The sequence below is a fragment of the Aquisalinus flavus genome (genome assembly GCF_014640095.1).
Lineage (GTDB): Bacteria > Pseudomonadota > Alphaproteobacteria > Caulobacterales > Parvularculaceae > Aquisalinus > Aquisalinus flavus.
In genome coordinates, this window is record NZ_BMGH01000001.1 from 270,943 (window position 1) to 293,344 (window position 22,402).

Sequence of the window (22,402 nt, forward strand, 5' to 3'; positions counted from 1 at the left end):
AGGGTGAGAACGGCGCGGAGCGGGCGGCGGTTCCCGCTGCGGCGGATCGGCGTGGCTGGGGCGTTGTGGAAAACATCGCCTTGTCCACCAAGGGGGCGGCAGGTGTATTAGGCGTTCCCGATAAAGCGATACCCGTTTCAGTTTCGAAGAGGATCAGACAATGGCCGACGGTTCAGCAAATATGGAAACAATGGCTGAGGGCTCCGGCGGGGTCGCCGCCGAACGCCTGCGCTCCTTCATCGAGCGGGTCGAGCGCCTGGAAGAAGACAAGGCCGCGATCATGGAAGACATCAAGGAAGTCTTCGCCGAAGCCAAGGGCGAGGGGTATGATGTCAAGATCCTCCGCCAGGTGATCCGTATAAGGAAGATGGACCGCGCCGAGCGCCAGGAACAGGAAGCGATCCTGGACCTGTATCTGAGCGCGCTCGGGGAGTAGCAGCCCGTCCTCGTCCTTCGAGGCCCCTTCGGGGCACCTCAGGATGAGGACTTCTTCCCGTTGATCACCGACTGAGCCTCATCCTGAACAGCTCACCAGAGCCGGATCTCTACGCAAGCACGAAAAGCGCCGCCATTTCCCGATGCGAGCGTCTGGCACACAATACGTGCCCCCGAAGGAAGGGGGTCCGTGGCGGGGCCGTCGGAGAAGAAATCGAGACGGGCTTTCCCCGCCACGGCGGCATTCTCTACCACAGGGACAATACGTGTCTCTCCCGCCGGGGATGCGACGCCCCGGATACCGCCCTGCCGGACAACGCGCAGCAAACGCGCTCCCTTCCCCCTTCGCCAAGGCTTCGGGGGACACGTCCCCCTTTCGGCAAAGGATCGGCCGGCAAGGACCTGCTGCGCCGGGGCGGGCCAGGTGCACCCGCCCGAACCCTAAAAAAGGGCCAGCGCCATCCGCCACGGGCCTCCCCGTGACGTCAGGAGAGAATAGGGGCGCCGGGGCGGACGGGGACAAGTTTTTCGGGACGGAGATTTTGGGAGCGGAATCAGGGGCGCCGGGCAGGGGGAGCGCAAGCGATCCAAGCCGCCCGGCCCGCAGCAATCACCACATGGGAGGTATCGCGTGACGGCTCGATGCGACCTGTCCGCAGGCGTGACTACTGACCCGCCGGCAGTCCGATTGCTTCGGAAATCATTGGCCGAGAAAATCTAACTTTACTTACCCACTATCTCTCGCGCCCGGGCATATGCCTCCGGCACAATTTCTTCGCCCGGATGGCCTGCGGCGAGGGCTTTCAGGTCCTCGAACAGCGCAAGGGCCTTTGCCATGTCGCTCTGGCCGAGGTCGTTGATCAGGTTGAAGCTTGCCTTGGCCTGCCATTCGCGGATGGCCGGTTCGCCCGGATGGCCTGCGGCGAGGGCTTTCAGGTCCTCGAACAGCGCAAGGGCCTTTGCCATGTCGCTCTGGCGGAGGTGGTAGATCAGGGTGAAGCTTGCCCTGGCCTGCCATTCGCGGATGGCCGGTTCGCCCGGATGGCCTGCGGCGAGGGCTTTCAGGTCCTCGAACAGTGCAAGGGCCTTTGCCATGTCGCTCTGGCTGAGGTCGTCGATCAGGTTGACGCTTGCCTTGGCCTGCCATTCGCGGATGGCCGGTTCGCCCGGATGGCCTGCGGCGAGGGATTTCAGGTCCTCGAACAGTGCAAGGGCCTTTGCCATGTCGCTCTGGCTGAGGTCGTCGATCAGGTTGACGCTTGCCTTGGCCTGCCATTCGCGGATGGCCGGTTCGCCCGGATGGCCTGCGGCGAGGGCTTTCAGGTCCTCGAACAGCGCAAGGGCCTTTGCCATGTCGCTCTGGCCGAGGTCGTTGATCAGGTTGAAGCTTGCCGTGGCCTGCTCTTCGCGGATGGCCGGTTCGCCCGGATGGCCTGCGGCGAGGGCTTTCAGGTCCTCGAACAGCGCGAGGGCCTTTGCCATGTCGCTCTGGCCGAGGTCGTTGATCAGGTTGAAGCTTGCCTTGGCCTGCTCTTCGCGGATGGCCGGTTCGCCCGGATGGCCTGCGGCGAGGGATTTCAGGTCCTCGAACAGCGCAAGGGCCTTTGCCATGTCGCTCTGGCCGAGGTAGTGGATCAGGTTGAAGAGAATAGTGGCATAGGCATGACGAAGCGCGGCACTGTTTTCACACTCTGCTTTTATCTCATCCAATTCCCGCGAGGGAAACGAGGCGCTGATGGTCTCTGGCGTCAACGATAAAGTCGACTGATAGGCCGTCACTGCATTGTCCAGCGCCAAGCCAAAATCTCCGGTCGCGAAGACCGGATGGTCGGGATAATCGCGTCGGGCACGGAGGATCGCGTCCAGTGCCGCATAGCCGTCGAGTCGGAACGGCCAGTTTAGTACGACATCGAGGTCTGAATCTTTTGCCGCTGTTTCCAGTGCGAAGAGTTCGCCGATGAGGTCGGGTTCCATCGGGGCGGCGCCGCTGCCGGCGTCCCGCCCGGTGATCAGGGCAAGTCGCGGCGGCACGGTATCAAGGTCCCAGTCCGGCAACACGTTGCTCGAACGGCACAGCGCTTCCAGCTGCCGGGCATCGGCGCCGCCGGCCAGCGTGACGATGGCTGCGAGGCGCTTGTACTTTTTCTTGTCCGCCTCGGTGCCAATAAAGCCCAGCCACCAGTAGCGTTGCTCCTCATCTGCCAGAAGGCGCTCCACCAGTTCGCGCCTGTCCCATCGATAGGCAGGTTCACCGCGGGCCAGGGCATCGGCATAGAAGGCGGCGAAGAGCGGTCTGCCCTGCGGGTCTATTTCTGCAAGCCGGGCGAGGGTGTCCGACCGGTCGGGGAGGGGCTTGCCTTCCAGCAGGTGCTCGAACACCGGCCATAGATCCCTAAGCGGCTGCAGGGCGAGTCCGCCATCGCCATTGCCCGGTTGATGCTCGAATTCGGCAGCAGGGTTGCCGCCGCCCTGTATCGCCTTTTTATACCAAGGGCCGTCATAATCGCGTTCGCAGAAGACGAGCCGCACGGGCGCGCTCAACCGGCCCTGATCGGCCTGCAGTGCCAGTGCCTTGAGCATGGTCGCAACCTCCTCCTGCCTTGCGGAGGGATAGTCGATGACGAGCAGTTCCGGCTGCTGCGGGCGCCAATTGTCCCAATCGAAGCGGCCCAGTGTGTCCTTGTCGATAAATCCGCCGCCCCAGTCGGCAGTGTTGCGCAAGAGCTCCAGCGCGAGACGGCTCTTGCCCATGCCGCCCGGACCGTGCACGACGATCCACGCAAAGGCTTGTCGCGCATTGAGGAAACCGTCCGACAGCGTCGCATAGGCGTTTTCCCGCTGGAACATGGGAACGTTCCGCGTCCCGAAATAAAACCGGTTCCGTCCGCTCTCGGATAGGTTCAGCTCCTTGCTTACAATCTTCGGGCGCGGATTGGTGAGCGTCTCGGCGAGAGCTTCAATGGCGGCCTGTGTCTCGGCCTGACCGGACAGCAGCGCTTCCAGCGCCGTCATCTGGGCCATCGCAGAGCGCTTTTCCGCAGGCAGATAGGGAAAGAGTTCTGCGGCTTCCTGATCCAGCCTGCCGATTGATGCCTGCATCTTCCTGTTGCCAGCGGCGGTCTTGTCGATGCCGGACAGGATCTTCAGCACGCCAAAATAGACGTTCCGTCCGTTGGGGTTTCCGACCATAGTGCCCACAATGCGACGTACGGCGCCATCGGCGACTTTTGTCCCGGCAAGTGTCAGAGTGCTGATTGCTGCCCATGCGACGATACGCACGCCGACTTTCGCAACAAGCAGGCTGCAATTCGTCTCGGCCCTGACCTGCTCGGCGATTGCAGATTGCGTTTCGGGAGAGCGGAGATAATCGACGAGGTCGCCAGTGAGCAGCCTCGAAATGAAAACTGTCGCGGCGTTTTCGTCGCCATCGCCAATTGCAGTTTCGAGTTCAGCGAATGCGGAGTCTGTCACTGTTCCCTCTCAGTCCCTAACAGAGACTAAAGGATGACATGCTTTTGTAATGAAAGACAGTCGGGAAGGGGCGACCTACCCCGTCCTTTTCACATCCAGCCCCTGTTCCCGCACTTTCCGATACAGCGTCGACCGCCCGATACCCAGCCGCCGCGCGACTTCGGACATCTGGCCATTATAGGTGTCGAGCGCCAGGGTGATCAGGTCTTTCTCGATGTCGTAGAGCGAGCGCAGATGGCCTTCGCGGTCGAAGATGGACAGGTCGCCTTCCTCGAGGCTCACAATAGCGCCTTCGCCGGCAGCGGGGATATCTTCCCTGCCGCGTTCGAAGCGCGCCAGGCTGGAGGTCATTTCGTCGACATGGACCGGCGGGCCGGCATGGATGTCGGCAGCCTCGAACTCGTGGGCGAGGAAGGGGAAGTCGGCGGCGGTGAGATAGCTGCCTTCGCACAGGACGACGGCGCGGAAGATCGCGTTTTCGAGCTGGCGGACGTTACCGGGCCAGGGCTGCTCGATGAGCACATCCATCACCTCGTGCTGGACGCCGCTGACATCGCGGCCTTCCTCGGCATTGTAGCGGTTGATGAAGTGGGTGACGAGTTCGGGAATGTCTTCCTTGCGCTCGCGCAGCGGCGGCACTTCCATCGGGAAGACGTTGAGGCGGTAATAGAGGTCCTCGCGGAACGTGCCGCGGGAGACTTCGTCGGCAAGGTCGCGATTGGTGGCCGAGACGATGCGGACATTGACTTTCACCGGCGCCTTGGAGCCGATCGGGTCGACTTCCGATTCCTGCAGTACCCGGAGTAGCTTGACCTGGGCATCGAGTGGCAGCTCGCCGATCTCGTCGAGGAAGATGGTGCCGCCATCGGCCTCCTGGAACTTGCCGATATGTTTTGCATGGGCCCCGGTGAAGGAGCCTTTCTCGTGACCGAACAGGATCGATTCGACGAGATTTTCCGGCAGGGCGCCGCAATTGACGGTGATGAACGGGGCACCTGAGCGCTCGGACGTGCCCTGGATGGCGCGGGCGATCATTTCCTTGCCCGTGCCGCTCTCGCCGGTGATCAGGATCGGGATCGAGGATTTCGCGGCGCGCTCGGCCATCGAGAAGACCCGGCGCATGGTGCCGCCATTGCCGATGAGGTCGTCAAAGGACAGGGCGTTGACCTGCTTGCGCTGGAGGCGGGAGACCTCGCTCTTCAGCGTCTTCATGTTGAGCGCGTTGTTGATCGAGACGATGACCCGTTCCGGCGAGACCGGCTTGACGAAGAAATCGACCGCGCCCTTCTGCATCGCCTTGACGACGGTGTCGATACCGCCGCGGGCGGTGAGGATGATCACCGGCAGGTTGTCGCGGATCTTGCGCACCTGTTCCAGCGTGTCCATGCCATCGAGGCCGGGCATCATCAGGTCGAGCATCATCAGCGAGACGGCCTGACCCTCGGGCGAGCGCAGGATGTCCACGGCTTTCTGGCCATCGTCGGCGTGCATGACGAAATAGCCGGCACGCTCGCACACCGCCTGCATCAGGCGGCGCTGGGTCGGGTCGTCATCGACGATCATGATTGTTTTTGCCATCAGGCCGCACTCACCCTTCGAGTAACAGTGTTATGACGTCACATTAGGCCTGGTCAGGTAAACAGGGAGTTTAAGCTGTGCCGATTTGAAGCGCCTTCGTGCTCCCGGTAGCAGGGTGCAGCAAATTCTCGGCGGAATGGTGTTTATTGCCTTGGCCAGAGATGGTAAGTCACGCTATGGAAAGCCTGAATCACGGGCACACTTCGCCGGCAGTACGATCCTAAGGAGCAGAAAACCGATGGCTGACAATGATTATGTCCGCGGAAGCATGGACGTAAGCGACCAGAAAACCACCTATAGCGCATTGATGAAATACGGGATGCAGTGGGGCGCGCCGTTGTCGCTGGCACTGACCGCCTTTTTCACGGCGCTGCTGCTGAATGCCGGGATTATCGGCGGGTTCTTCGTCTTCCTCGTGGTGCTGATCGGGTGCCATCTTTTCGTGAAGACATTCCTGAGCCACTAGGTTCATTTTCGAGCCAGCCGCACCACTAACATTCTCGGTTGTCCCCGAGAGAGATCCTGAGGAAGGGGGGCATACTCATGAAGATCGCTGTTCTCAAAGAACGACATGACGGCGAGACGCGCGTCGCTGCCACGCCGGAAACGGTGAAGAAATTCAAGGCGCTCGGCTGCGATGTCGCGGTCGAGAGCGGGGCCGGTGTCACGGCATCCTTCCCCGACGCCCAGTATGAAGAGGCGGGGGCGCAGATCGCCCATTCCGCGGCCGACGCCTGCCACAATGCCGAATTGATCCTGAAAGTGCGCCGGCCCGATGCGAGCGAACTCGCCAACTTCGCCAATGGCGCCAAGCTGGCGGCGATCCTGTCGCCCCATGGCGACAAGGACAGCCTGTCTGCCTATGCCAGCGCCGGGGTCGATGCCTTTGCCATGGACCTGATGCCGCGCATCACCCGGGCCCAGTCGATGGACGTTCTCTCCTCCCAGTCGAACCTCGCCGGCTACAAGGCCGTGCTCGATGCGGCAGCTGCCTTCGGCAAGGCGCTGCCGATGATGATGACCGCCGCGGGGACGGTCTCGCCGGCCAAGATCTTCATCATGGGCGCCGGTGTCGCCGGGCTGCAGGCGATCGCGACGGCGCGCCGCCTCGGCGGGGTCGTGACCGCGACCGACGTGCGCTATGCCGCCAAGGAACAGGTCGAAAGCCTGGGCGCGAAATTCGTCGTCGTCGATGAAGAGGCGATGAAGGAATCCGAGACCGAAGGCGGCTATGCCAAGGAAATGTCGAAGGACTTCCAGCAGCGCCAGGCCGAATTCGTCGCCAAGCATATCGCCAAGCAGGACATCGTCATCACCACCGCGCTGATCCCCGGCCGTCCGGCGCCGTTGCTGGTCACGGCCGACATGGTCGCCTCGATGAAGCCGGGCTCGATCCTGGTCGATCTCGCGGTCGAGCAGGGCGGCAATATCGAGGGCTCGATCCCCGGCGAGACGGTCGACAAGAACGGCGTGCGGATCATCGGCCACAGAAACGTGCCGGGCCGCTTGGCCACGGATGCGTCTGCGCTCTATGCCAAGAACCTGCTGAATTTCGTCACCCTGCTGATGGACAAGGAAACCGGCAAGCTCGCCATCGACTGGGACGACGCCATCGTCAAGGGCGTGGCGCTTACCCGCGACGGCCAGATCATCCACCCGAATTTCGCCGAAGCGCCGCCCGCGCAGTCGGCACCGGCTGAGGCCGAGATCGTCGACAATGACGCCGACAATAACAATGGCGAGATCGTCAGCGGCGACACCAGCATCACCGACGAGATCATCGATGCGGATACGGACGGCACTATGTCTGGAGAGAAGGAGACGAACCAATGATGTTCTTCACGCAGGATGCCGACAAGGAACAGGCCGCCAGAAGCGCCGAGGAAGCCGAACGGGCGGTCGAGGAAATCCGCGAGACGGCCGCAGCCGCCCGTCAGGCCGCTGACAATCTCGATGCCTCCGCCAATGCGCTGGACGGCCAGATCGGCGCGCTGCAGGCGCTGACCGATACCGCCCATGTCAACGAATTCATCTATCTGTTCGCGATCTTCATTCTCGCGATCTTTGTCGGCTATTACGTCGTCTGGTCGGTCACGGCCGCGCTGCACACGCCGCTGATGTCTGTCACCAACGCGATTTCCTCCGTGGTCATCGTCGGCGCGCTGATCGCCGTCGGGGCGGAGGTCGCCGACACCGCCGCTGGCGGCTGGTCGATGGCGTTAGGGGTGATCGCGGTGGCGCTGGCGAGTGTCAACATATTCGGCGGCTTCATGGTCACCCAGCGCATGCTGGCGATGTACAAGAAAAAGGAAAAGCCTGCGAAATAGACTAGCAGGCGGGATTAAAGGCCTTCACGCGACACAGTGCGCTTACCTATTAAAGGAAAACAGGATGGAACTCTGGCACAGCTTTTTGCAGAATAAAGACAGGCCGATTCATAAATGGGCGCATTATTTCGATGCCTATGAAAGGCACTTCCGGCGTTATGTCGGCCGTCCAGTCGTAGTCTTCGAAATCGGCTGTGGCCGCGGCGGTTCCCTGCAAATGTGGAAACGCTATTTCGGGCCGCTTGCCACCATCGTCGGCATGGATATCGCCCCGCGCTGCAAGGGCTATGAGGAAGACCAGATCCATGTCCGCATCGGCGATCAGTCCGATCACGCCTTTCTGGAATCCGTGATCGAAGAGTTCGGCACGCCGGATATCGTCATCGACGACGGCAGCCATGTCATGAGCCATATCAACAGCACGTTCGATTACCTGTTCCAGCGGACCGACCGCCACGGCGTCTATCTCGTCGAGGATCTGCACACGGCCTATATGGAAAATTTCGAGGGCGGTTACCTTAAAAAGACGACCTTCATCGAACGGTGCAAGGGGTTCATCGACGAACTGCACGCGCCGCACAGCTCGGAGATCAAGGCGACCGAAATCACCCGGTCGACCGTCTCGATGCATATCTATGACAGCATCGTCGTCCTCGAAAAAGGCGAACTGGGCAAGCGCCGTTCGATCCTGATCCCGTCTTCCTAGTCCGGGAGTGTCAGGCACCAGCAACGCCAGAGTCACCAGCGAGGGGCTTAAATGAACAATAATCTGACCGCCATTCTCTATATTGCCGCCGGCATCCTGTTCATCATGGCGCTGCGCGGGCTGTCCTCGCCCGAGACGTCGCGCCGGGGCAACCAGTATGGCATGATCGGCATGGGCCTCGCCGTCGCCGCGACGCTGTTCTCCGAGCGGTTCCTCGCTGGCGCGGGCTTCGGCTCTTGGGTGTGGATCATCCTTGCGATTGCCGCCGGGGCGATCCCCGGGGCGATGATCGCGAGGAAAGTGCCGATGACGTCGATGCCGCAGCTGGTCGCGTTCTTCCACGCGCTGGTCGGCCTCGCCGCGGTGCTGATCGCCTGGTCGGCGTTCCTCGCCCCCGTTGCCTATGGCATCGGCGAGCCCGGCGCGATCAAGATCCAGTCGATCATCGAGATGGCGATCGGTGTCGCCATCGGCGCGATCACCTTCTCCGGCTCGCTCATCGCCTTTGCCAAGCTCGACGGGCGCATGTCGGGCAAGCCGATCATCCTGCCGGGGCGGCACATCATCAATATCGCGCTGGCTGCAGTGGCGCTGTTGCTGATCATCCTGCTCTGCGCGGGCGTGCAGAGCGCGTGGCTGTTCTTTTTCCTCACCATCGTCGCGGTGGCGCTCGGCTTCCTGCTGATCGTGCCGATCGGCGGGGCGGACATGCCGGTCGTCGTGTCGATGCTGAACTCCTATTCGGGCTGGGCGGCAGCGGGCATCGGCTTCACGCTGGAGAACATGGCACTGATCATCACCGGCGCGCTGGTCGGCTCGTCCGGCGCGATCCTGTCCTACATCATGTGCAAGGGCATGAACCGGAGCTTCATCTCGGTCATTCTCGGCGGCTTTGGCGGCGGCGATGATGCGGGTCCCGCCGGCGGCGGCGAAGACGACCGCCCGGTCAAGCAGGGCTCGCCGGACGATGCCGCCTTCATCATGAAGAATGCCGGCAAGGTCATCATCGTGCCGGGCTATGGCATGGCGGTGGCCCAGGCGCAGCACTCCTTGCGCGAAATGTGCGACCTGTTGAAGGCCGAGGGCGTCGACGTGAAATACGCGATCCACCCGGTCGCTGGCCGCATGCCGGGGCACATGAACGTGCTGCTGGCCGAGGCTAGCGTGCCCTATGACGAGGTGTTCGAGCTGGAAGACATCAACTCGGAATTCTCGACCGCCGACGTCGCCTTCGTCATTGGCGCGAACGACGTGACCAACCCGTCGGCCAAGACCGACAAGTCCTCGCCGATCTATGGCATGCCGATCCTCGACGTCGAAAATGCCGGCACGGTGCTGTTCGTCAAGCGCGGCATGTCGTCGGGTTATGCGGGTGTACAGAACGAGCTGTTCTTCCGCGACAACACGATGATGCTGTTCGGTGACGCCAAGAAGATGTGCGAAGACATCATCAAGGCGATGGATTAGGGGCATTCGATCCTTACCGAGAGGTGTTTCACCGGATCAGGATTAGTCAGTGAGCGCAGCCCGCTTCCGCCGGCGGCCCTTCGGGCCGTCCTTGACAAATCCTGACCGGTAAAACGATTGGCAGCCATGCCTTTTTTAGGCAGACTCTGCCACGGGCTTCGGTTGACCACGACAGCGAAACGTCAGCGCGACACGGGGTCGAATTTTGTCCCGCATTATCCTCTCTTGTCGTCCCGGCCAAGCGCAGCGCGAGCCGGGATCCATGTGCCAGAGACAGTGAGGCGGCTTGATACAGCAGCGGCAGGGCCTCTGGAAAATGGGTCCCGGGTTCACCCTGACGGGTGCCCCGGGATGACAAGAGGGGCAGCACTGAAAGCACCGTCAGCTATTGCTGCGGTGGTTGGAAGGCAGGAGGAAGGCCCGTGGAGAATATTATCCAGAGCGTCTGTAGCTTTGAGAGCTTTGAGCTTCGGAAAAGCTTTTCACTCTCCACGGCGGCATTCTGGTGCGCGGCCCTGAAGGAGCTCTCGCGTCCACTCGTCTGAGTGAAATGCCGATCCCTGCCACGGGCGCCGACGCGCGCTCGCCCCTCCCGGCGGCAGGAATGCCTGTTGCCTCGAGGGTGCGGGCAGATCACCCGCTGGCCTCAAGACCTCCGCCCGGTTCTCACCGGGCCTGGGGAGGTTATAGACGCAAAATTCTGGACGGGGATAAGTTTGGGGGTGCTTCGTGGGCTGCTGCGCAGCCTCCTCAGCATGAGGAGCGCCAAGTTTCAAGAAAGCCCTCATCCTGAGGTGCCGTGAAACGGCCACGAAGGACGAGGGCTTGTCTCTCTAGTGAATGAAATCGAAGAAGACGATTTCGGCGTCGTCGCCTTTTTCAAAAGTCAGCGTACCGCTCTTCTCGACAGCGAGGCCATCGCCGCGGCGCAGCTCCTGGCCGTTGACGGTGAGCGAGCCCCTGGCGACCTGGACCCAGGCTTTATGGTTGTTGGCGAGGTCGAAACTGATCGACTGGTCGCCGTCCAGGGTTGCCGCGTAGATATCGGCATTGGAGCGGATCGCCATCGAGCCATCGCGGCCTTCCGGCGACAGGAACAGGGCCAATTTGCCGTCCTTGTCGGCGGCCGGGATGTCCTTCGTCTCGTAGCGCGGTGTTGCACCGCGCTCGGTCGGCAAGAGCCAGATCTGCAGGAAACGCACGGCCTCGTCGCGGGACGGGTTGAACTCCGAATGGCGCACGCCGGACCCGGCGCTCATATACTGCACGCCGCCGGCCTTGACGATGGAGCCATTGCCCATCGTGTCCTTGTGCTCCAGCGCGCCTTCGAGGACATAGGAGAAGATCTCCGCGTCCTGGTGCGGGTGGGGCGGGAAGCCGCCGCCGCCGGCGACATAGTCGTCATTGATCACGCGCAGCGAGTCGAAATGCATGTGCTGCGGGTCATAGTAATTCGCGAACGAGAATGTGTGCGCCGAGCGCAGCCAGCCATGGTCGGCCTTGCCGCGCGCTTCCGCCGGGCGCAGGCGCAGGGACTCTGCCGGGACCGGCGATGCGGTGTGCGGGGTCATGGTTTGGGTAGACATAACTCACCTCCAGAATTTCGGGCATGAAGGCCATGCCCTGTTGAGTAGAAGGTAAGAGGCGGGCTCGCGTAAATTAAGGGCCGAAAATAGCACTCATCATTGCCGGTTCGGCAACAAAGCCGATCAATCGACGGCCTCGTCGATGGCTTCGCCAGCATTGGTGATGTCGCGGCCGACACCCTTCACGGTCTCGCAGGCGGACATGAACATGGTCAGGGCAACAAGGGCGGCAAGAATACGAAGCATGGGAAAGTCCTCTCTGTCTCCACGTCCCTGACGATATGCCGAAACGGATCGGGCTCAAAGCGGGAAACGCGCCCTGGCGCGGTGCCGGATAAACAAAAAGCCGTATCGGGCGATACGGCTTTTCTGAATTCTGTGTCGATGTCGACGAGAAGGCTAGATGATGCCTTCGCGCTGCATCCGCTTGCGCTGCAGCTTGCGGGCGCGGCGAACGGCTTCCGCTTTCTGGCGGGCCTTTTTCTCGGACGGTTTTTCATAGAACTTGCGGCGTTTCATTTCCCGAAACGTCCCCTCGCGCTGCATTTTCTTCTTCAGGGCGCGCAGGGCCTGTTCCACATTGTTCTCACGGACGACGATATTAACGATGGCCAGGGCCCTCCTATATACACTTCGGTCTAGCTTGTTGGCATTTGCCAGGAACGGTTGCCTGAACGAACAGGCGGATATTGCTTCCAGACTTCCGGCGGAGTTCCGGCGGATTTCCAGAGCGCGCTCTCTAGCATTGGGACGGTTTCTTGTCCACATTGAAAGATATAGGATCGCAAAAGAGATGCTGCAAGGACGAGCCCCATGAAATCGACTGAAAAATCCAGAAAAAACAGTAACTTGGATGATCTGGAGGAAGTGCGCCTGGCGATCCTCGATGAAATGCTGGTCGAGGCGGCGTTCGATGGCTGGACCGAGTCGACGCTTGTCGCCGCCGCCAAGGCAGCCGGTATGGACTCAGTCGCCTATGAGCGCGGCGATCTGAAGCGGGCCTTCCCCAAGGGCATCGCCGATGTGCTGGACTTCTGGTCAGAGCGTGAGGACGAGAAGATGGCGGCAGCGTTCGAGGCAGCCAATCCGGCGCCGGAGAAGATCCGCGACAAGGTCAGGTTTCTCGTGCGCACCCGCATCGAGGGGCTGAGCGAGCATCGCGAGGCGGCCCGGCGCGCTTCGGCGACGCTGGCATTGCCTTACTATCTGCCGCTGGCAAGCAGGCTGGCGTGGCGCACGGCGGATGCGGTCTGGCGGGCGCTGGGCGACACATCGACCGATTTCAATTTCTACACCAAGCGCACGACCCTGTCCGGTGTCTATCTGTCGACGCTGGCGGCCTGGTTTGGCGATGAAGACGACGAGATCGTCAATCCGGTCTATGAACAAACATGGAAGTTTCTCGACGAGCGGATCGAGAATGTGATGCAGTTCGAGAAATTCAAGAAACAGGCGCAGGACCGCATGCCGGACATGTCTGCCTTCACCGAGTTTCTCGGACGTATGCGCTATCCCGGCAAATAGGGCCAATACACCGGCCGCGCCCGCGCGCTGCGCGGCGTGATTGACCCGCGCGGCCGCCCGCAGCACACTCTGGCAAAAGAGACGCGCCAGAAGGCGCTGTGCGGGCAGGGAGGCCGGCCATGACAGCAGCAATCCTCAAAGGGGCGGGGGCGATCCTCCTGCTCGTCATTCTCGTTTTCGCTGCCTGGTTTTTCCGGCCCTGGGCGCCGTATTCGCCGTTCGACATCATCTGGAACCGGGAGACCGGCGACCGCGTCGATCTCTATCGCCGCATGGAGGAGATGTTCCCCCATCGTATCGTCGAGGGCGCCGAGAATGCCGAGCCGCTGCGCCGGGCGATCAAGGCGATCAACGAGACCTATGACTGGAACGGCCAAGAGAAAACCATCGATCAGTATGCGGCGGAAAGCGACACGACCGCGCTGATGGTGGTCAAGGACGGCCGCGTCGTGTTCGAGCGCTATTACCAGGGCGAGGAGGCCGAGAGCCGGCATACCTCGTGGTCGGTCGCCAAGAGCTATGTCGCCACGCTGGTCGGCATGGCGCTGATGGATGGTACGATCTCGTCCCTCGACGATCCGGTATCGAAATATGTGCCCGCTTTCGAGGGCACGGATTATGGCAGCACCAGCCTGCGGCACCTGTTGATGATGTCGTCGGGCATCGACTTCATCGAGGATTACGAGACGCGCGGGTCTGACATGCGCAAGCTGTTCTTCGATGTGTTCATCATGAACGCCGATGTCGACGCGTTCGTGAAGCCCTATCGCCGCAACCGGCCGGCGGGCACCGATCTCGATTACCTGTCGCCGAACTCCCATGTGCTGTCGATGGTGCTGCGCGAGGCCTATGGCAAGCCGCTGGCGCAGATCGCCTCGGAGAAGATCTTCAAGCCGCTTGGCATGGCGGACGGTACCTGGCTGATCGATCGCAACGCGGCGGACGGCAAGGAGATCGGCTATTGCTGCCTGCAGACGCGGGCCGAGGATTATGCCCGCTTCGGCCAGCTCTATCTGCAGGACGGGATGTGGCGGGGCGAGCGGCTGTTGCCGGTCGGCTGGACAGATATGGTCAGTGTGCCGCCGACCGAGGTGCATGAGGCGGGCAGTACGCATCATGGCGAGCGCGGCTATGGCCTGCATTTCTGGATCCCGGAAGATCCGGCTGGGGAGTATTTCGCCAATGGCTATAACGGCCAGAGCGTGTTCATCGACCCGGTGAACGATGTCGTCGTGGTCAAGACCGGGGCCGATATGGGCCAGATTGCGCGCCGTTCGGAGACGACGGCGGTGCTGCGGGCGCTGGCGCGCGCGGTGCAGTGAGGCTTGCCGATCGTGGGGGCACGCTTGCGAATCCGTGCGCTATGCGGTCTGTTTCAGGCCTGAGACTTGAAACCAGAGCAAAACAGCAGGGAGACAGAAATGGCTGGTAAATTCGAACTCTACAAGGACAATGCAGGCGAATTCCGTTTCCGCCTGAAGGCCGGCAATGGCGAGAACATTCTCGCCAGCGAGGGCTACACGCAGAAGGCCAGCGCTCAGAATGGCATTGACTCGGTGAAAAAGAATTCGACCGACGAAGCGCGCTACGAGAAAAAGGAAACCGCTGCGGGCAAGTTCATGTTCAACCTGAAATCCTCCAACGGTCAGGTTATCGGCACGTCGCAGAGCTATGCGTCGGCTTCCAGCCGCGATGGCGGGATCGAGTCGGTGATGAAAAACGCCCCCGAAGCCGCGGTGGACGACCAGACCGGCTGAGGCTTTCGTCAGCCTTCAGACTGACTTCCGAACAGGTGTAGTCCTGTCTGGAACAGCACTTAAATCTCTTTAAAAGCAGAACCGGCGGCCGTCGCTAGTGACTATTGCGGCAGCCTTCGGTCTTTCGCGTCATCAACCGCAGGGTCAATTTCGCTGTACATTTGCGACTATACTATGTTAATGGTTTGCTAACCGATGCTGCGAGGGCAATCGCGCATCTCTAATGTGTCGTGGGGTTACGGCAAATATTTCAGGGGACAGTTCATGCGCATTCTCGTTGCCGCCACAATGGCTGTCTCTGCTCTGGCCATCGGCGCCATGGCACTATTCAGCCCGGCCGTAACGCAATCGGCGCCCCCCCAGCAACAACCTTTCGTCGGCGAACTGAAGCTGACAGGCTATGGGGCGTGTCCTGTCGGCTGGATGCCGGCAGACGGGCAGCTCCTGCCGGTCGCCGGACCCGGTGAGGCGCTGTTTGCCCTCTACGGTACCGCTTTCGGCGGTGACGGCGAGACCAATTTCGCCTTGCCGGATTTGCGCGGCAGCGCGCCGATCCATATGGGGCAGGCGCCAGGCATGCCTCTCTATACTCTCGGTCAGAGAAGCAGCGAGACCAGCTTTACGCTGACCATCCAGAACATGCCGTCACACAGCCACACGGTCCACGCCACCAACCAGATGTCAGATAAGGGCGGCCCGCAGGACCGTTATCTGGGCGCCGGCGTTGGCGCTGACGATATCTATCACGATGGCCCGGCGAACAAGACGATGGCGGCGGGCATGATCGACAAGTCCGGCGGTGGCGAGCCGGTCAATTATCGGGGCCCGTTTGTGGTCATGCAATGGTGTGTCGCGGTTGACGGTATCCAGCCGGTACTCGATCGCGGCTGATCGCAAAGCCGCAGGACATGAACAAAGGAGAGAGACATGCGTAAATTCATTACTGCCACGGCGGCTGCGTCGGCCCTGGCCATGGCGGCGAGTGCGGCCGTCAGCCCGGCTGCGGCACAAAGTGAGCCTTTTCTCGGTCAGATGATGCTGACGGGATATAATTTCTGCCCGCGAGGCTGGGCGGAACCGGCGGGGCAGCTTCTGCCTATCAGCCAGAACTCGGCGCTTTTTTCCCTGTACGGAACGACCTATGGCGGTGACGGCCGGGTTTCATTCGCCCTGCCCGACATGCGGGGGCGTGCGCCGATCCACCATGGCACCGGTCCTGGCCTGCCAACCTATCCGCTCGGTGCCAGAGGCGGACAGACCAGCTTCACGCTGTCCATTCTGAACCTGCCGAGCCACAGCCACACGGTCAACGCGACCAATCTGACGGCAGACAAGGGCGGTCCGCAGGACCGCTATCTTGGCGGCGGCGTTGGCGACGACGATGTCTATCATGACGGTCCGCCGACCCGGACAATGGCGGCAGGCATGATCAGCCCGACCGGCAGTGGTCTGCCTGTCGATCAGCGCGGCCCCTATATTGCCATGCAATGGTGCGTTGCCATGCAGGGCGTCTACCCCTCGCGGAACTAGATCTGTCCTTTCAGGGAAACGATGACAATCAGCGCAGGAGAGAGAAACATGCGTAGAATTCTTGCCGCGGGTGCGGCTATTTCGGGGCTCGTCATGGGCAGCCTGGCGTTTGTCGCCCCGGCGGCGGCCGAGTACGATCCCTATATCGGACAATTGTCGGCCACGGCGGCCAATTATTGTCCCCGCGACTGGGCAGCTGCCAATGGCCAGTTGATACCAATCAGTCAAAACACGGCTCTTTTTTCACTTCTCGGTACGCAATACGGTGGCAATGGCTCAACCACGTTCGCCCTGCCGGATCTTCGCGGCCGCTCGCCAATTCATTATGGCCAGGGCCCTGGGTTGCCTATTTATTCTCGCGGCGAGAAGAGCGGGACTACCAGTTTCACGCTGACAATCCCGCAAATGCCGGCCCACAGCCACACGGTCAACGCGACCCACCTGACAGCAGACAAGGGCGGTCCGCAGGATCGCTATCTGGGCGGCGGGATTGGCGACGATGATGTCTATCATGATGGCCCGCCGACCCGTACCATGGCGTCCAACATGTTGAGCCTGAGCGGGGGCAATCTCCCGATTTCCCATCGTGGTCCCTATGAGACTGTCAACTGGTGCATCGCGCTGTTCGGCATCTTTCCATCGCGCAACTAGCCCTGTTTCGAATAACCAGAAAAAGATCAGGAGAGAAAAACATGCGTAAACTTCTTGCCAAGGCGGCGGCTGCATCGGGGCTTGCCCTCGGCGCCCTGTCTTCCGTCGCGCCGGCTGCGGCGCAGCTGGAACCCTTTGTCGGACAGATGATGCTGACCGGTTCCAACTTCTGTCCGCGGGGATGGGCTCCGGTCGAAGGACAGACGGTTGCGATCTCGTCAAACACGGCTCTGTTCGCGCTGCTGGGAACGACTTACGGCGGCAATGGCACCACGACCTTCGGGTTGCCGGATCTTCGCGGCCGCAGCGCGATCCATGAGGGCACCGGTCCTGGCCTGCCGACCTATCCGCTTGGTGACAGAGGCGGGCAGTCCAGCTTCACGCTGTCGATTCTGAACCTGCCGAGCCACACCCACACGGTCAACGCGACCCATCTGACGGCAGACAAGGGCGGTCCGCAGGACCGCTATCTTGGTGGCGGCATTGGCGACGACGATGACTATCATGACGGTCCGCCGACCCGGACAATGGCGGCAGGCATGATCAGCCCGACCGGCAGCGGTCAGCCGGTCGATCACCGCGGCCCGTATATTGCCATGCAATGGTGCATTGCCATGGAAGGGTATTTCCCGCCCCGCAACTAGATCGTTTCAGCATTCTGTGGAAACGCTGAAACGATCCAGACTCCTTGTTTGTCGCGTTTCCTGACGGTGAACCGGTTTCCACTTTACCGGGAAACGCTATAAATCAATCTGTCTTCGAACGAACACGCATTCGAAAACGGAAATGCTACTCGAGGTTTTCGATATAATGAGTTGTGCAGGGCCGGAGCGGATCGCTCCGGCCATTTCCATGTCCGGGCGATGTCCCGGTCAGGCCGGACTGTCGCGTCAGGCGCGCGGCTTCAGCCGCGTGACGTGGCCCATCTTGCGGCCGTCACGCGCTTCTTTTTTGCCGTACAGGGTCAGATAGCAATCGCGTTCGCCGCCGATACGCTGCCAGCCGTCCACATCGTTGCCGATCAGGTTTTCCATCAGGCAGTCGGAATGGCGCGTGGGGTCGGCGAGCGGCCAGCCGGCGATAGCGCGGATATGCTGCTCGAACTGGCTGACATGGCAGGCCTCAACCGTCCAGTGGCCGGAATTATGCACGCGCGGCGCCATTTCGTTGACCCGCAAATGACCTGACTTCTCGACGAAAAACTCGACGCCGATGACGCCGACATAGTCAAGCGCGGTGAGGATATCGCAGGCAATGTCAGTCGCGCGGTCGCGTGTCTCGCCGCTGATCCCGGCCGGTACGGTGGAGGTGCGCAATATGCCGTCGCGATGGACATTCTCCGCCGGGTCATAGGCCATCATGATGCCGTCGAGGCCGCGGGCGGCGATGACGGAAATCTCCCGCTCGAACGGCACGAAGCCTTCCATGATCGCCGGCGCGCCCTTCAGCGCGGCATAGGCATCGGCGACCTCGTCCTCGTCATGGATCACTGCCTGGCCCTTGCCGTCATAGCCGAAGCGGCGGGTCTTGAGGATGGCGGGGATGCCGGCGACCTCGACGGCGAGACCGAGGGCGGCCTCGCTCGCCACCGGCATGAACGGGGCGGTGTCGATGCCGAGACCTTTCAGGAATTTCTTTTCCGTCAACCGGTCCTGGCTGACCTCGAGGGCGCGGGCGCCGGGGCGCAGCGGCGTACCGGTGCGCGCGACGGCTTCGGCGGCGGAGGCGGGGACATTCTCGAACTCATAGGTGACGACATCGACGCTGGCGGCGAATTTTTCCAGCGCCGCATCGTCGTCATAGCCGGCCCTTGTGAAGTCGCGGGCGACCTCGGCGGCGGGGCTCTTCTCGTCAGGGCAATAGATGTGGACGTGAAAGCCCAGCTTCGTCGCGGCCACCGCCAGCATCCGGCCCAGCTGGCCGCCACCGAGGATGCCGATGGTCGATCCGGGGGGCAGGGGCGCGGGCGTGGTGCTCATGGAGACGATCTTTCGCGGGTCAGTCTGTGGGGTCTTCGTCTATCTTCGCCGTCTGTGCGGCGCGCCAGTCATCGAGCCTGGCGGCGAGATCCCCGTCGAAGGCGGCAAGGACGGCGGCGGCGAGCAGGCCGGCATTCTTCGCGCCCGCATCGCCGATGGCCAGCGTGCCGACGGGTATGCCGCCCGGCATCTGCACGATTGAAAGAAGGCTGTCGAGGCCGGAAAGGGAGGAGGATTTCACCGGCACGCCGAAGACGGGCAGGGACGTCATCGCTGCGACCATGCCCGGCAGGTGCGCGGCGCCGCCGGCGCCGGCGATAATGACCTTCAGGCCACGCTCACGCGCCGTTCCGGCATAGTCATAAAGCCGTCTGGGGGTGCGGTGGGCGGAGACGATCTTCGCTTCGGATTCGACGCCGAGCTCGGCGAGGACGTCGGCGGCGTGCTTCATCGTCGGCCAGTCCGACTGGCTGCCCATGATGATCCCGATTTTCGCGCTGCCGGCCATAGTCTCTCATCCTTCAATGTCGGCGCTCTGCTTGCCCCTGCCGGGGGAAGCGGGGAAAACGCGGTTTATAGCAAACCGTGGGGCGCATACAATGGAAAAATACCGCGAATACAGACAAGCACTTGAACTAAATTCATCTCAAATATCAATTTTCCTATAAGTATTCGGTCAACAAATACTGTGTATCTTGTCTGGAAAGTTCAGTGAAGGGAGCCAGTAGAGATGCAAACTTTAAATCAATGCGACACAAATTATAGCAAAAATGTTCTAAACTTTAACTCAACACTGTCGGTCGCTGGCTCTTCTGAAGCCCTGCCACCGCAGGCAGTGCTTGCCTCCCAGGTCAGGACCCTGCAGCAGCAGCTGGAAGAGGCCAATGCGAAGATCCGCGAACTGGCTGATCTGGCCGACACCGATCCGCTGCTCGGCCTGATCAACCGGCGCGCCTTCACGCGCGAGCTGATCCGCACCATCGCCGAGGTCGGCCGCTACGGGCTGGAGGCGCATCTGGCCTATGTCGACCTGAACGGGCTCAAGCCGGTCAATGACAGTTTCGGCCATGCGGCGGGGGATGCGGTGCTGTGCCACCTGGCGCATACGCTGTCGCAGCTGATCCGCGATTCCGACACGATGGGCCGGCTTGGCGGGGATGAGTTCGGCATCATCCTGACCCATACCGATCCGCATGCCGCTGTCGCTGCGATGGAGCGCCTGTCGCGCGGGCTCGAGAAAGTGCCGCTGCTCTGGCAGGGCCACCAGCTGCCGGTCAGTTTTGCCTGGGGCGTGTTCGAGCTGCGGCCAGGCCAGAAGGTCGAACAGGTGCTGCAGGAAGCGGACCGGGCGATGTACGACCACAAGCAAAACCTGAAGGCCGGCATACGGCACTGACACCCTCCGGTGCTGATAGAGCATGATCCAGCCGCCTTCGGTGAAGCCGGGCATCACGCGATGATGTCCGGCTCCAGCTTGTCCTTCAGCTGGAAGATCTTGTCCTTCAGCATCAGCTTGCGTTTCTTCATGCGCTGCAGCGTCAGCCGGTCATAGGGCAGGCGCTCTTCCAGCGTTGCGATCGCGTGGTCGAGGTCGCGATGCTCCTGCTCGAGTTCGTGCAGCTTCAACTGCACCGCCTCGTCATTGACCCCGTCCTCCAGCAATTCCCCGACTTCCCGTTCCGTCGCTGCCGCCTTGCGCGCGGCGTCCCCGGCACTGTCGACTACGGTGAAGCGCGGCTTGGCCTTTGCCTCGAAAGGCGTCTCGGTCGGGTGGTCCGGCGTATCTGTCATGGGAGTGGCTTATTCCTCGGCGGCGATGATTTCTGTGACCTGCCGGAAGAGAGCTTCCGGTTTTTCGCCAGGGGAATCTTCGCTCACTTCCGCCCCGTTTTCAAGAGAGCGTGCATGGTCCAAATAGAGACGGAAGAGTGTTTCCGGGCCGTCCGCCGAGGCGGCGCCATTTCCGGCGGCCACGCGGGTCATCCCTTCCAGCATCTCCTGGCTGATGCGCTCGCCGGCGAGCTCCTGCGCCTTTACCTCGTTGCGCAGCGTGTTCACGGCCTCCGTGGATGCCGGCAGGTCGCGGCCCTTCAGCCAGCGGCGCACGCCGCGCAGGGGGATGGTGACGCGCGCGGCCCAATCCCCGGTCTGGCGGAACAGGGACATGGCTTGCTTCCGGTCAAGCGGCGGGAAGTGATGGCCGGCCCACAGACACCAGAGCACGAGGTTGACGTCGAGATCGTGATCGTCCTGCATCCTCAGCAACAGTTCGGCTGCGCCAGGCCTGCCATAGGCGTCCATCGACCAGTCCCAGAAGCCGGGAATATCAGCGGGCTGTGCGCCAGTTCCGGTGGCGGTCCTGTCGGTGTTTTCTTCTTCAGTCACGATATCAGCGGCGTCCCTTTTCGAGGTCCTCGCCCCAGCGTCTGGTCAGCGGGGTTTCTATGTCATACAGGTCGAGCACGCGCCCGACTGACTGGTCGATCAGTTCACTGATGGTTTTCGGTTCGGTATAGAAGGCGGGCAGGGGCGGAGCGATGATTGCGCCCATCTCGGCCAGCGCCGTCATGGTGCGCAAATGACCCAGATGCAGGGGCGTCTCCCGGACCATCAGCGTCAGGCGGCGCTTTTCCTTGAGCACGACATCTGCGGCGCGGGTGAGCAGGGTGGAGGTCACACCGGTCGCAATCTCCGACATGGTGCGTACGGAGCATGGTGCGATCACCATGCCGAGCGTCTTGAACGAGCCGGAAGAGATGGCGGCGCCGACATCGGCGATTGCATAGGTCTTGTCGGCCAGCGCCTTGACCTCGGCGGTCTTGATTTCCAGTTCATAGGCAATGGTCATTTCCGCCGCGCGCGAGACGACCAGATGGGTCTCGATGCCGGTGTCCCGGAGGACCTCCAGCATGCGGTGGGCATAGACCACGCCCGACGCGCCGCTGATACCGATAATGAGTCTGTCCGGGGTGCTCATTTCGTGGCCCCACCCGGAAATGTGATATTATATGCCAATATTTTCATAAACTTAAATCTTACTGCTAATTAAGCTGCGGCCCGGCGTGACAAGTTCCCTCTTTTGATGTTCAATCCATGATGTTGTCAACTCAAACCGGGAGATCACACATGTCGATCAATGCTAGACTCGAAAAACTGGACCAGCGTCACCAGGAACTCGAAAATGCGCTTTCCACCGAGTTGAAGCAACCCTCCAGCGACGATCTGCGCATCACCGAACTGAAGCGACGAAAGCTCGCGATCAAGGACGAGATACGAACGCTGCAGTCCCGAACGCGGCATTAGACATTCAGCAACGAACAACTGGCAAAGCGCTCCGGAGACGGGGCGCTTTTACTTTTGCCCTATATCATGATCTAACAAGCGCCAATCC

General features: G+C 61.6%; 25 protein-coding genes. 15 read left to right on the plus strand and 10 right to left on the minus strand.

Annotation, left to right across the window (positions count from 1 at the left end; all coding sequences use genetic code 11):
- Nucleotides 1–190 precede the first annotated feature (190 nt).
- Nucleotides 191–436, plus strand: a complete 246-nt coding sequence (locus IEV88_RS01360) for a DUF2312 domain-containing protein (RefSeq protein ID WP_188160499.1) — start codon at nt 191–193, stop codon at nt 434–436.
- 722 nt (nt 437–1,158) lie between these two features.
- On the opposite strand, the gene IEV88_RS01365 is transcribed toward IEV88_RS01360, so the two are convergent.
- Both IEV88_RS01365 and IEV88_RS01370 read right to left on the minus strand, forming a co-directional pair.
- Nucleotides 1,159–3,906: a tetratricopeptide repeat protein gene (locus tag IEV88_RS01365; protein ID WP_188481184.1), complete on the minus strand. Its 2,748-nt coding sequence runs from the start codon at nt 3,904–3,906 to the stop codon at nt 1,159–1,161.
- Between the two features lie 75 nt (nt 3,907–3,981).
- Nucleotides 3,982–5,484, minus strand: coding sequence for a sigma-54-dependent transcriptional regulator (locus IEV88_RS01370; protein ID WP_188159507.1), 1,503 nt, complete (start codon nt 5,482–5,484; stop codon nt 3,982–3,984).
- 238 nt (nt 5,485–5,722) lie between these two features.
- On the opposite strand from IEV88_RS01370, the gene IEV88_RS01375 reads away from it, so the two are divergent.
- The 5 genes from IEV88_RS01375 to IEV88_RS01395 all read left to right on the plus strand — a co-directional run bounded on the left by IEV88_RS01375 (nt 5,723) and on the right by IEV88_RS01395 (nt 9,984).
- Nucleotides 5,723–5,950: an aa3-type cytochrome c oxidase subunit IV gene (locus IEV88_RS01375; RefSeq protein WP_188159508.1), complete on the plus strand. Its 228-nt coding sequence runs from the start codon at nt 5,723–5,725 to the stop codon at nt 5,948–5,950.
- A gap of 77 nt (nt 5,951–6,027) precedes the next feature.
- On the plus strand, nt 6,028–7,317 hold the full coding sequence (locus tag IEV88_RS01380; RefSeq protein WP_188159509.1) for a Re/Si-specific NAD(P)(+) transhydrogenase subunit alpha: 1,290 nt from the start codon (nt 6,028–6,030) through the stop codon (nt 7,315–7,317).
- Nucleotides 7,314–7,811, plus strand: coding sequence for an NAD(P) transhydrogenase subunit alpha part 2 (locus IEV88_RS15300; protein WP_206711307.1), 498 nt, complete (start codon nt 7,314–7,316; stop codon nt 7,809–7,811). Before IEV88_RS01380 ends, IEV88_RS15300 begins: the two co-directional genes overlap by 4 nt.
- A 64-nt stretch (nt 7,812–7,875) precedes the next feature.
- Nucleotides 7,876–8,517 carry a class I SAM-dependent methyltransferase gene (locus IEV88_RS01390; protein WP_188159510.1) on the plus strand — a complete coding sequence of 214 codons (642 nt, stop codon included), beginning with the start codon at nt 7,876–7,878 and terminating at the stop codon, nt 8,515–8,517.
- A 51-nt stretch (nt 8,518–8,568) separates the two neighbouring features.
- Complete coding sequence (locus IEV88_RS01395) at nt 8,569–9,984, plus strand: NAD(P)(+) transhydrogenase (Re/Si-specific) subunit beta (RefSeq protein WP_188159511.1); 1,416 nt, start codon at nt 8,569–8,571, stop codon at nt 9,982–9,984.
- 833 nt (nt 9,985–10,817) lie between these two features.
- Here IEV88_RS01395 and IEV88_RS01400 read toward each other — a convergent pair.
- From IEV88_RS01400 to rpsU, 3 genes are all read right to left on the minus strand, one after another.
- Complete coding sequence (locus IEV88_RS01400; RefSeq protein ID WP_229731389.1) at nt 10,818–11,570, minus strand: pirin family protein; 753 nt, start codon at nt 11,568–11,570, stop codon at nt 10,818–10,820.
- 123 nt (nt 11,571–11,693) lie between these two features.
- Nucleotides 11,694–11,816 carry an entericidin A/B family lipoprotein gene (locus IEV88_RS01405; protein WP_188159512.1) on the minus strand — a complete coding sequence of 41 codons (123 nt, stop codon included), beginning with the start codon at nt 11,814–11,816 and terminating at the stop codon, nt 11,694–11,696.
- 153 nt (nt 11,817–11,969) lie between these two features.
- Nucleotides 11,970–12,185, minus strand: a complete 216-nt coding sequence (gene rpsU, locus IEV88_RS15200) for a 30S ribosomal protein S21 (RefSeq protein ID WP_206711376.1) — start codon at nt 12,183–12,185, stop codon at nt 11,970–11,972.
- Between the two features lie 234 nt (nt 12,186–12,419).
- On the opposite strand from rpsU, the gene IEV88_RS01415 reads away from it, so the two are divergent.
- From IEV88_RS01415 to IEV88_RS01445, 7 genes are all read left to right on the plus strand, one after another.
- Complete coding sequence (locus IEV88_RS01415; RefSeq protein ID WP_229731390.1) at nt 12,420–13,094, plus strand: COQ9 family protein; 675 nt, start codon at nt 12,420–12,422, stop codon at nt 13,092–13,094.
- 119 nt (nt 13,095–13,213) lie between these two features.
- Complete coding sequence (locus IEV88_RS01420) at nt 13,214–14,416, plus strand: serine hydrolase domain-containing protein (protein WP_188159515.1); 1,203 nt, start codon at nt 13,214–13,216, stop codon at nt 14,414–14,416.
- Between the two features lie 99 nt (nt 14,417–14,515).
- Nucleotides 14,516–14,851 (plus strand): YegP family protein, encoded by a 336-nt coding sequence (locus IEV88_RS01425; protein WP_188159516.1) that lies wholly within the window; start codon nt 14,516–14,518, stop codon nt 14,849–14,851.
- A gap of 264 nt (nt 14,852–15,115) precedes the next feature.
- A complete protein-coding gene (locus IEV88_RS01430; protein WP_188159517.1) occupies nt 15,116–15,742 on the plus strand; it encodes a phage tail protein in 627 nt (208 codons plus the stop codon).
- Nucleotides 15,743–15,778: 36 nt separating this feature from the next.
- Nucleotides 15,779–16,381: a phage tail protein gene (locus IEV88_RS01435; RefSeq protein ID WP_206711308.1), complete on the plus strand. Its 603-nt coding sequence runs from the start codon at nt 15,779–15,781 to the stop codon at nt 16,379–16,381.
- Nucleotides 16,382–16,429: 48 nt separating this feature from the next.
- On the plus strand, nt 16,430–17,032 hold the full coding sequence (locus IEV88_RS01440; protein ID WP_206711309.1) for a phage tail protein: 603 nt from the start codon (nt 16,430–16,432) through the stop codon (nt 17,030–17,032).
- 41 nt (nt 17,033–17,073) lie between these two features.
- A complete protein-coding gene (locus tag IEV88_RS01445; RefSeq protein ID WP_188159518.1) occupies nt 17,074–17,676 on the plus strand; it encodes a phage tail protein in 603 nt (200 codons plus the stop codon).
- A 246-nt stretch (nt 17,677–17,922) separates the two neighbouring features.
- Here the strand turns inward: IEV88_RS01445 and IEV88_RS01450 are convergent, their stop codons facing one another.
- Both IEV88_RS01450 and purE read right to left on the minus strand, forming a co-directional pair.
- A complete protein-coding gene (locus IEV88_RS01450; protein ID WP_188159519.1) occupies nt 17,923–19,011 on the minus strand; it encodes a 5-(carboxyamino)imidazole ribonucleotide synthase in 1,089 nt (362 codons plus the stop codon).
- A gap of 19 nt (nt 19,012–19,030) precedes the next feature.
- The gene (gene purE, locus IEV88_RS01455; RefSeq protein ID WP_188159520.1) at nt 19,031–19,519 is read right to left on the minus strand and encodes a 5-(carboxyamino)imidazole ribonucleotide mutase; all 489 of its coding nucleotides are present in this window, start codon (nt 19,517–19,519) and stop codon (nt 19,031–19,033) included.
- 327 nt (nt 19,520–19,846) lie between these two features.
- On the opposite strand from purE, the gene IEV88_RS01460 reads away from it, so the two are divergent.
- Nucleotides 19,847–20,407, plus strand: a complete 561-nt coding sequence (locus tag IEV88_RS01460) for a GGDEF domain-containing protein (RefSeq protein WP_188159521.1) — start codon at nt 19,847–19,849, stop codon at nt 20,405–20,407.
- Nucleotides 20,408–20,460: 53 nt separating this feature from the next.
- Here IEV88_RS01460 and IEV88_RS15375 read toward each other — a convergent pair whose 3' ends face one another.
- The 3 genes from IEV88_RS15375 to IEV88_RS01475 form a co-directional block, all read right to left on the minus strand.
- Nucleotides 20,461–20,643, minus strand: coding sequence for a YdcH family protein (locus tag IEV88_RS15375; RefSeq protein ID WP_373291170.1), 183 nt, complete (start codon nt 20,641–20,643; stop codon nt 20,461–20,463).
- A 168-nt stretch (nt 20,644–20,811) separates the two neighbouring features.
- Nucleotides 20,812–21,396 (minus strand): TIGR02444 family protein, encoded by a 585-nt coding sequence (locus tag IEV88_RS01470; protein ID WP_188159523.1) that lies wholly within the window; start codon nt 21,394–21,396, stop codon nt 20,812–20,814.
- A 4-nt stretch (nt 21,397–21,400) separates the two neighbouring features.
- A complete protein-coding gene (locus IEV88_RS01475) occupies nt 21,401–21,988 on the minus strand; it encodes a UbiX family flavin prenyltransferase (protein WP_188159524.1) in 588 nt (195 codons plus the stop codon).
- A 149-nt stretch (nt 21,989–22,137) separates the two neighbouring features.
- Between IEV88_RS01475 and IEV88_RS01480 the strand changes: the two genes are divergently transcribed.
- Nucleotides 22,138–22,314, plus strand: a complete 177-nt coding sequence (locus tag IEV88_RS01480) for a YdcH family protein (RefSeq protein WP_188159525.1) — start codon at nt 22,138–22,140, stop codon at nt 22,312–22,314.
- The last annotated feature ends 88 nt before the right edge of the window (nt 22,315–22,402 follow it).

Coding starts and splice junctions, on each gene's coding strand:
- IEV88_RS01360 (WP_188160499.1), top strand. CDS start 191: ATGGCTGAGGGCTCCGGCGGGGTCGCCGCCGAACGCCTGCGCTCCTTC.
- IEV88_RS01370 (WP_188159507.1), bottom strand. CDS start 5,484: ATGGCAAAAACAATCATGATCGTCGATGACGACCCGACCCAGCGCCGC.
- IEV88_RS01375 (WP_188159508.1), top strand. CDS start 5,723: ATGGCTGACAATGATTATGTCCGCGGAAGCATGGACGTAAGCGACCAG.
- IEV88_RS01380 (WP_188159509.1), top strand. CDS start 6,028: ATGAAGATCGCTGTTCTCAAAGAACGACATGACGGCGAGACGCGCGTC.
- IEV88_RS15300 (WP_206711307.1), top strand. CDS start 7,314: ATGATGTTCTTCACGCAGGATGCCGACAAGGAACAGGCCGCCAGAAGC.
- IEV88_RS01390 (WP_188159510.1), top strand. CDS start 7,876: ATGGAACTCTGGCACAGCTTTTTGCAGAATAAAGACAGGCCGATTCAT.
- IEV88_RS01395 (WP_188159511.1), top strand. CDS start 8,569: ATGAACAATAATCTGACCGCCATTCTCTATATTGCCGCCGGCATCCTG.
- IEV88_RS01400 (WP_229731389.1), bottom strand. CDS start 11,570: ATGTCTACCCAAACCATGACCCCGCACACCGCATCGCCGGTCCCGGCA.
- IEV88_RS01405 (WP_188159512.1), bottom strand. CDS start 11,816: ATGCTTCGTATTCTTGCCGCCCTTGTTGCCCTGACCATGTTCATGTCC.
- IEV88_RS01420 (WP_188159515.1), top strand. CDS start 13,214: ATGACAGCAGCAATCCTCAAAGGGGCGGGGGCGATCCTCCTGCTCGTC.
- IEV88_RS01425 (WP_188159516.1), top strand. CDS start 14,516: ATGGCTGGTAAATTCGAACTCTACAAGGACAATGCAGGCGAATTCCGT.
- IEV88_RS01430 (WP_188159517.1), top strand. CDS start 15,116: ATGCGCATTCTCGTTGCCGCCACAATGGCTGTCTCTGCTCTGGCCATC.
- IEV88_RS01435 (WP_206711308.1), top strand. CDS start 15,779: ATGCGTAAATTCATTACTGCCACGGCGGCTGCGTCGGCCCTGGCCATG.
- IEV88_RS01440 (WP_206711309.1), top strand. CDS start 16,430: ATGCGTAGAATTCTTGCCGCGGGTGCGGCTATTTCGGGGCTCGTCATG.
- IEV88_RS01445 (WP_188159518.1), top strand. CDS start 17,074: ATGCGTAAACTTCTTGCCAAGGCGGCGGCTGCATCGGGGCTTGCCCTC.
- IEV88_RS01450 (WP_188159519.1), bottom strand. CDS start 19,011: ATGAGCACCACGCCCGCGCCCCTGCCCCCCGGATCGACCATCGGCATC.
- purE (WP_188159520.1), bottom strand. CDS start 19,519: ATGGCCGGCAGCGCGAAAATCGGGATCATCATGGGCAGCCAGTCGGAC.
- IEV88_RS01475 (WP_188159524.1), bottom strand. CDS start 21,988: ATGAGCACCCCGGACAGACTCATTATCGGTATCAGCGGCGCGTCGGGC.
- IEV88_RS01480 (WP_188159525.1), top strand. CDS start 22,138: ATGTCGATCAATGCTAGACTCGAAAAACTGGACCAGCGTCACCAGGAA.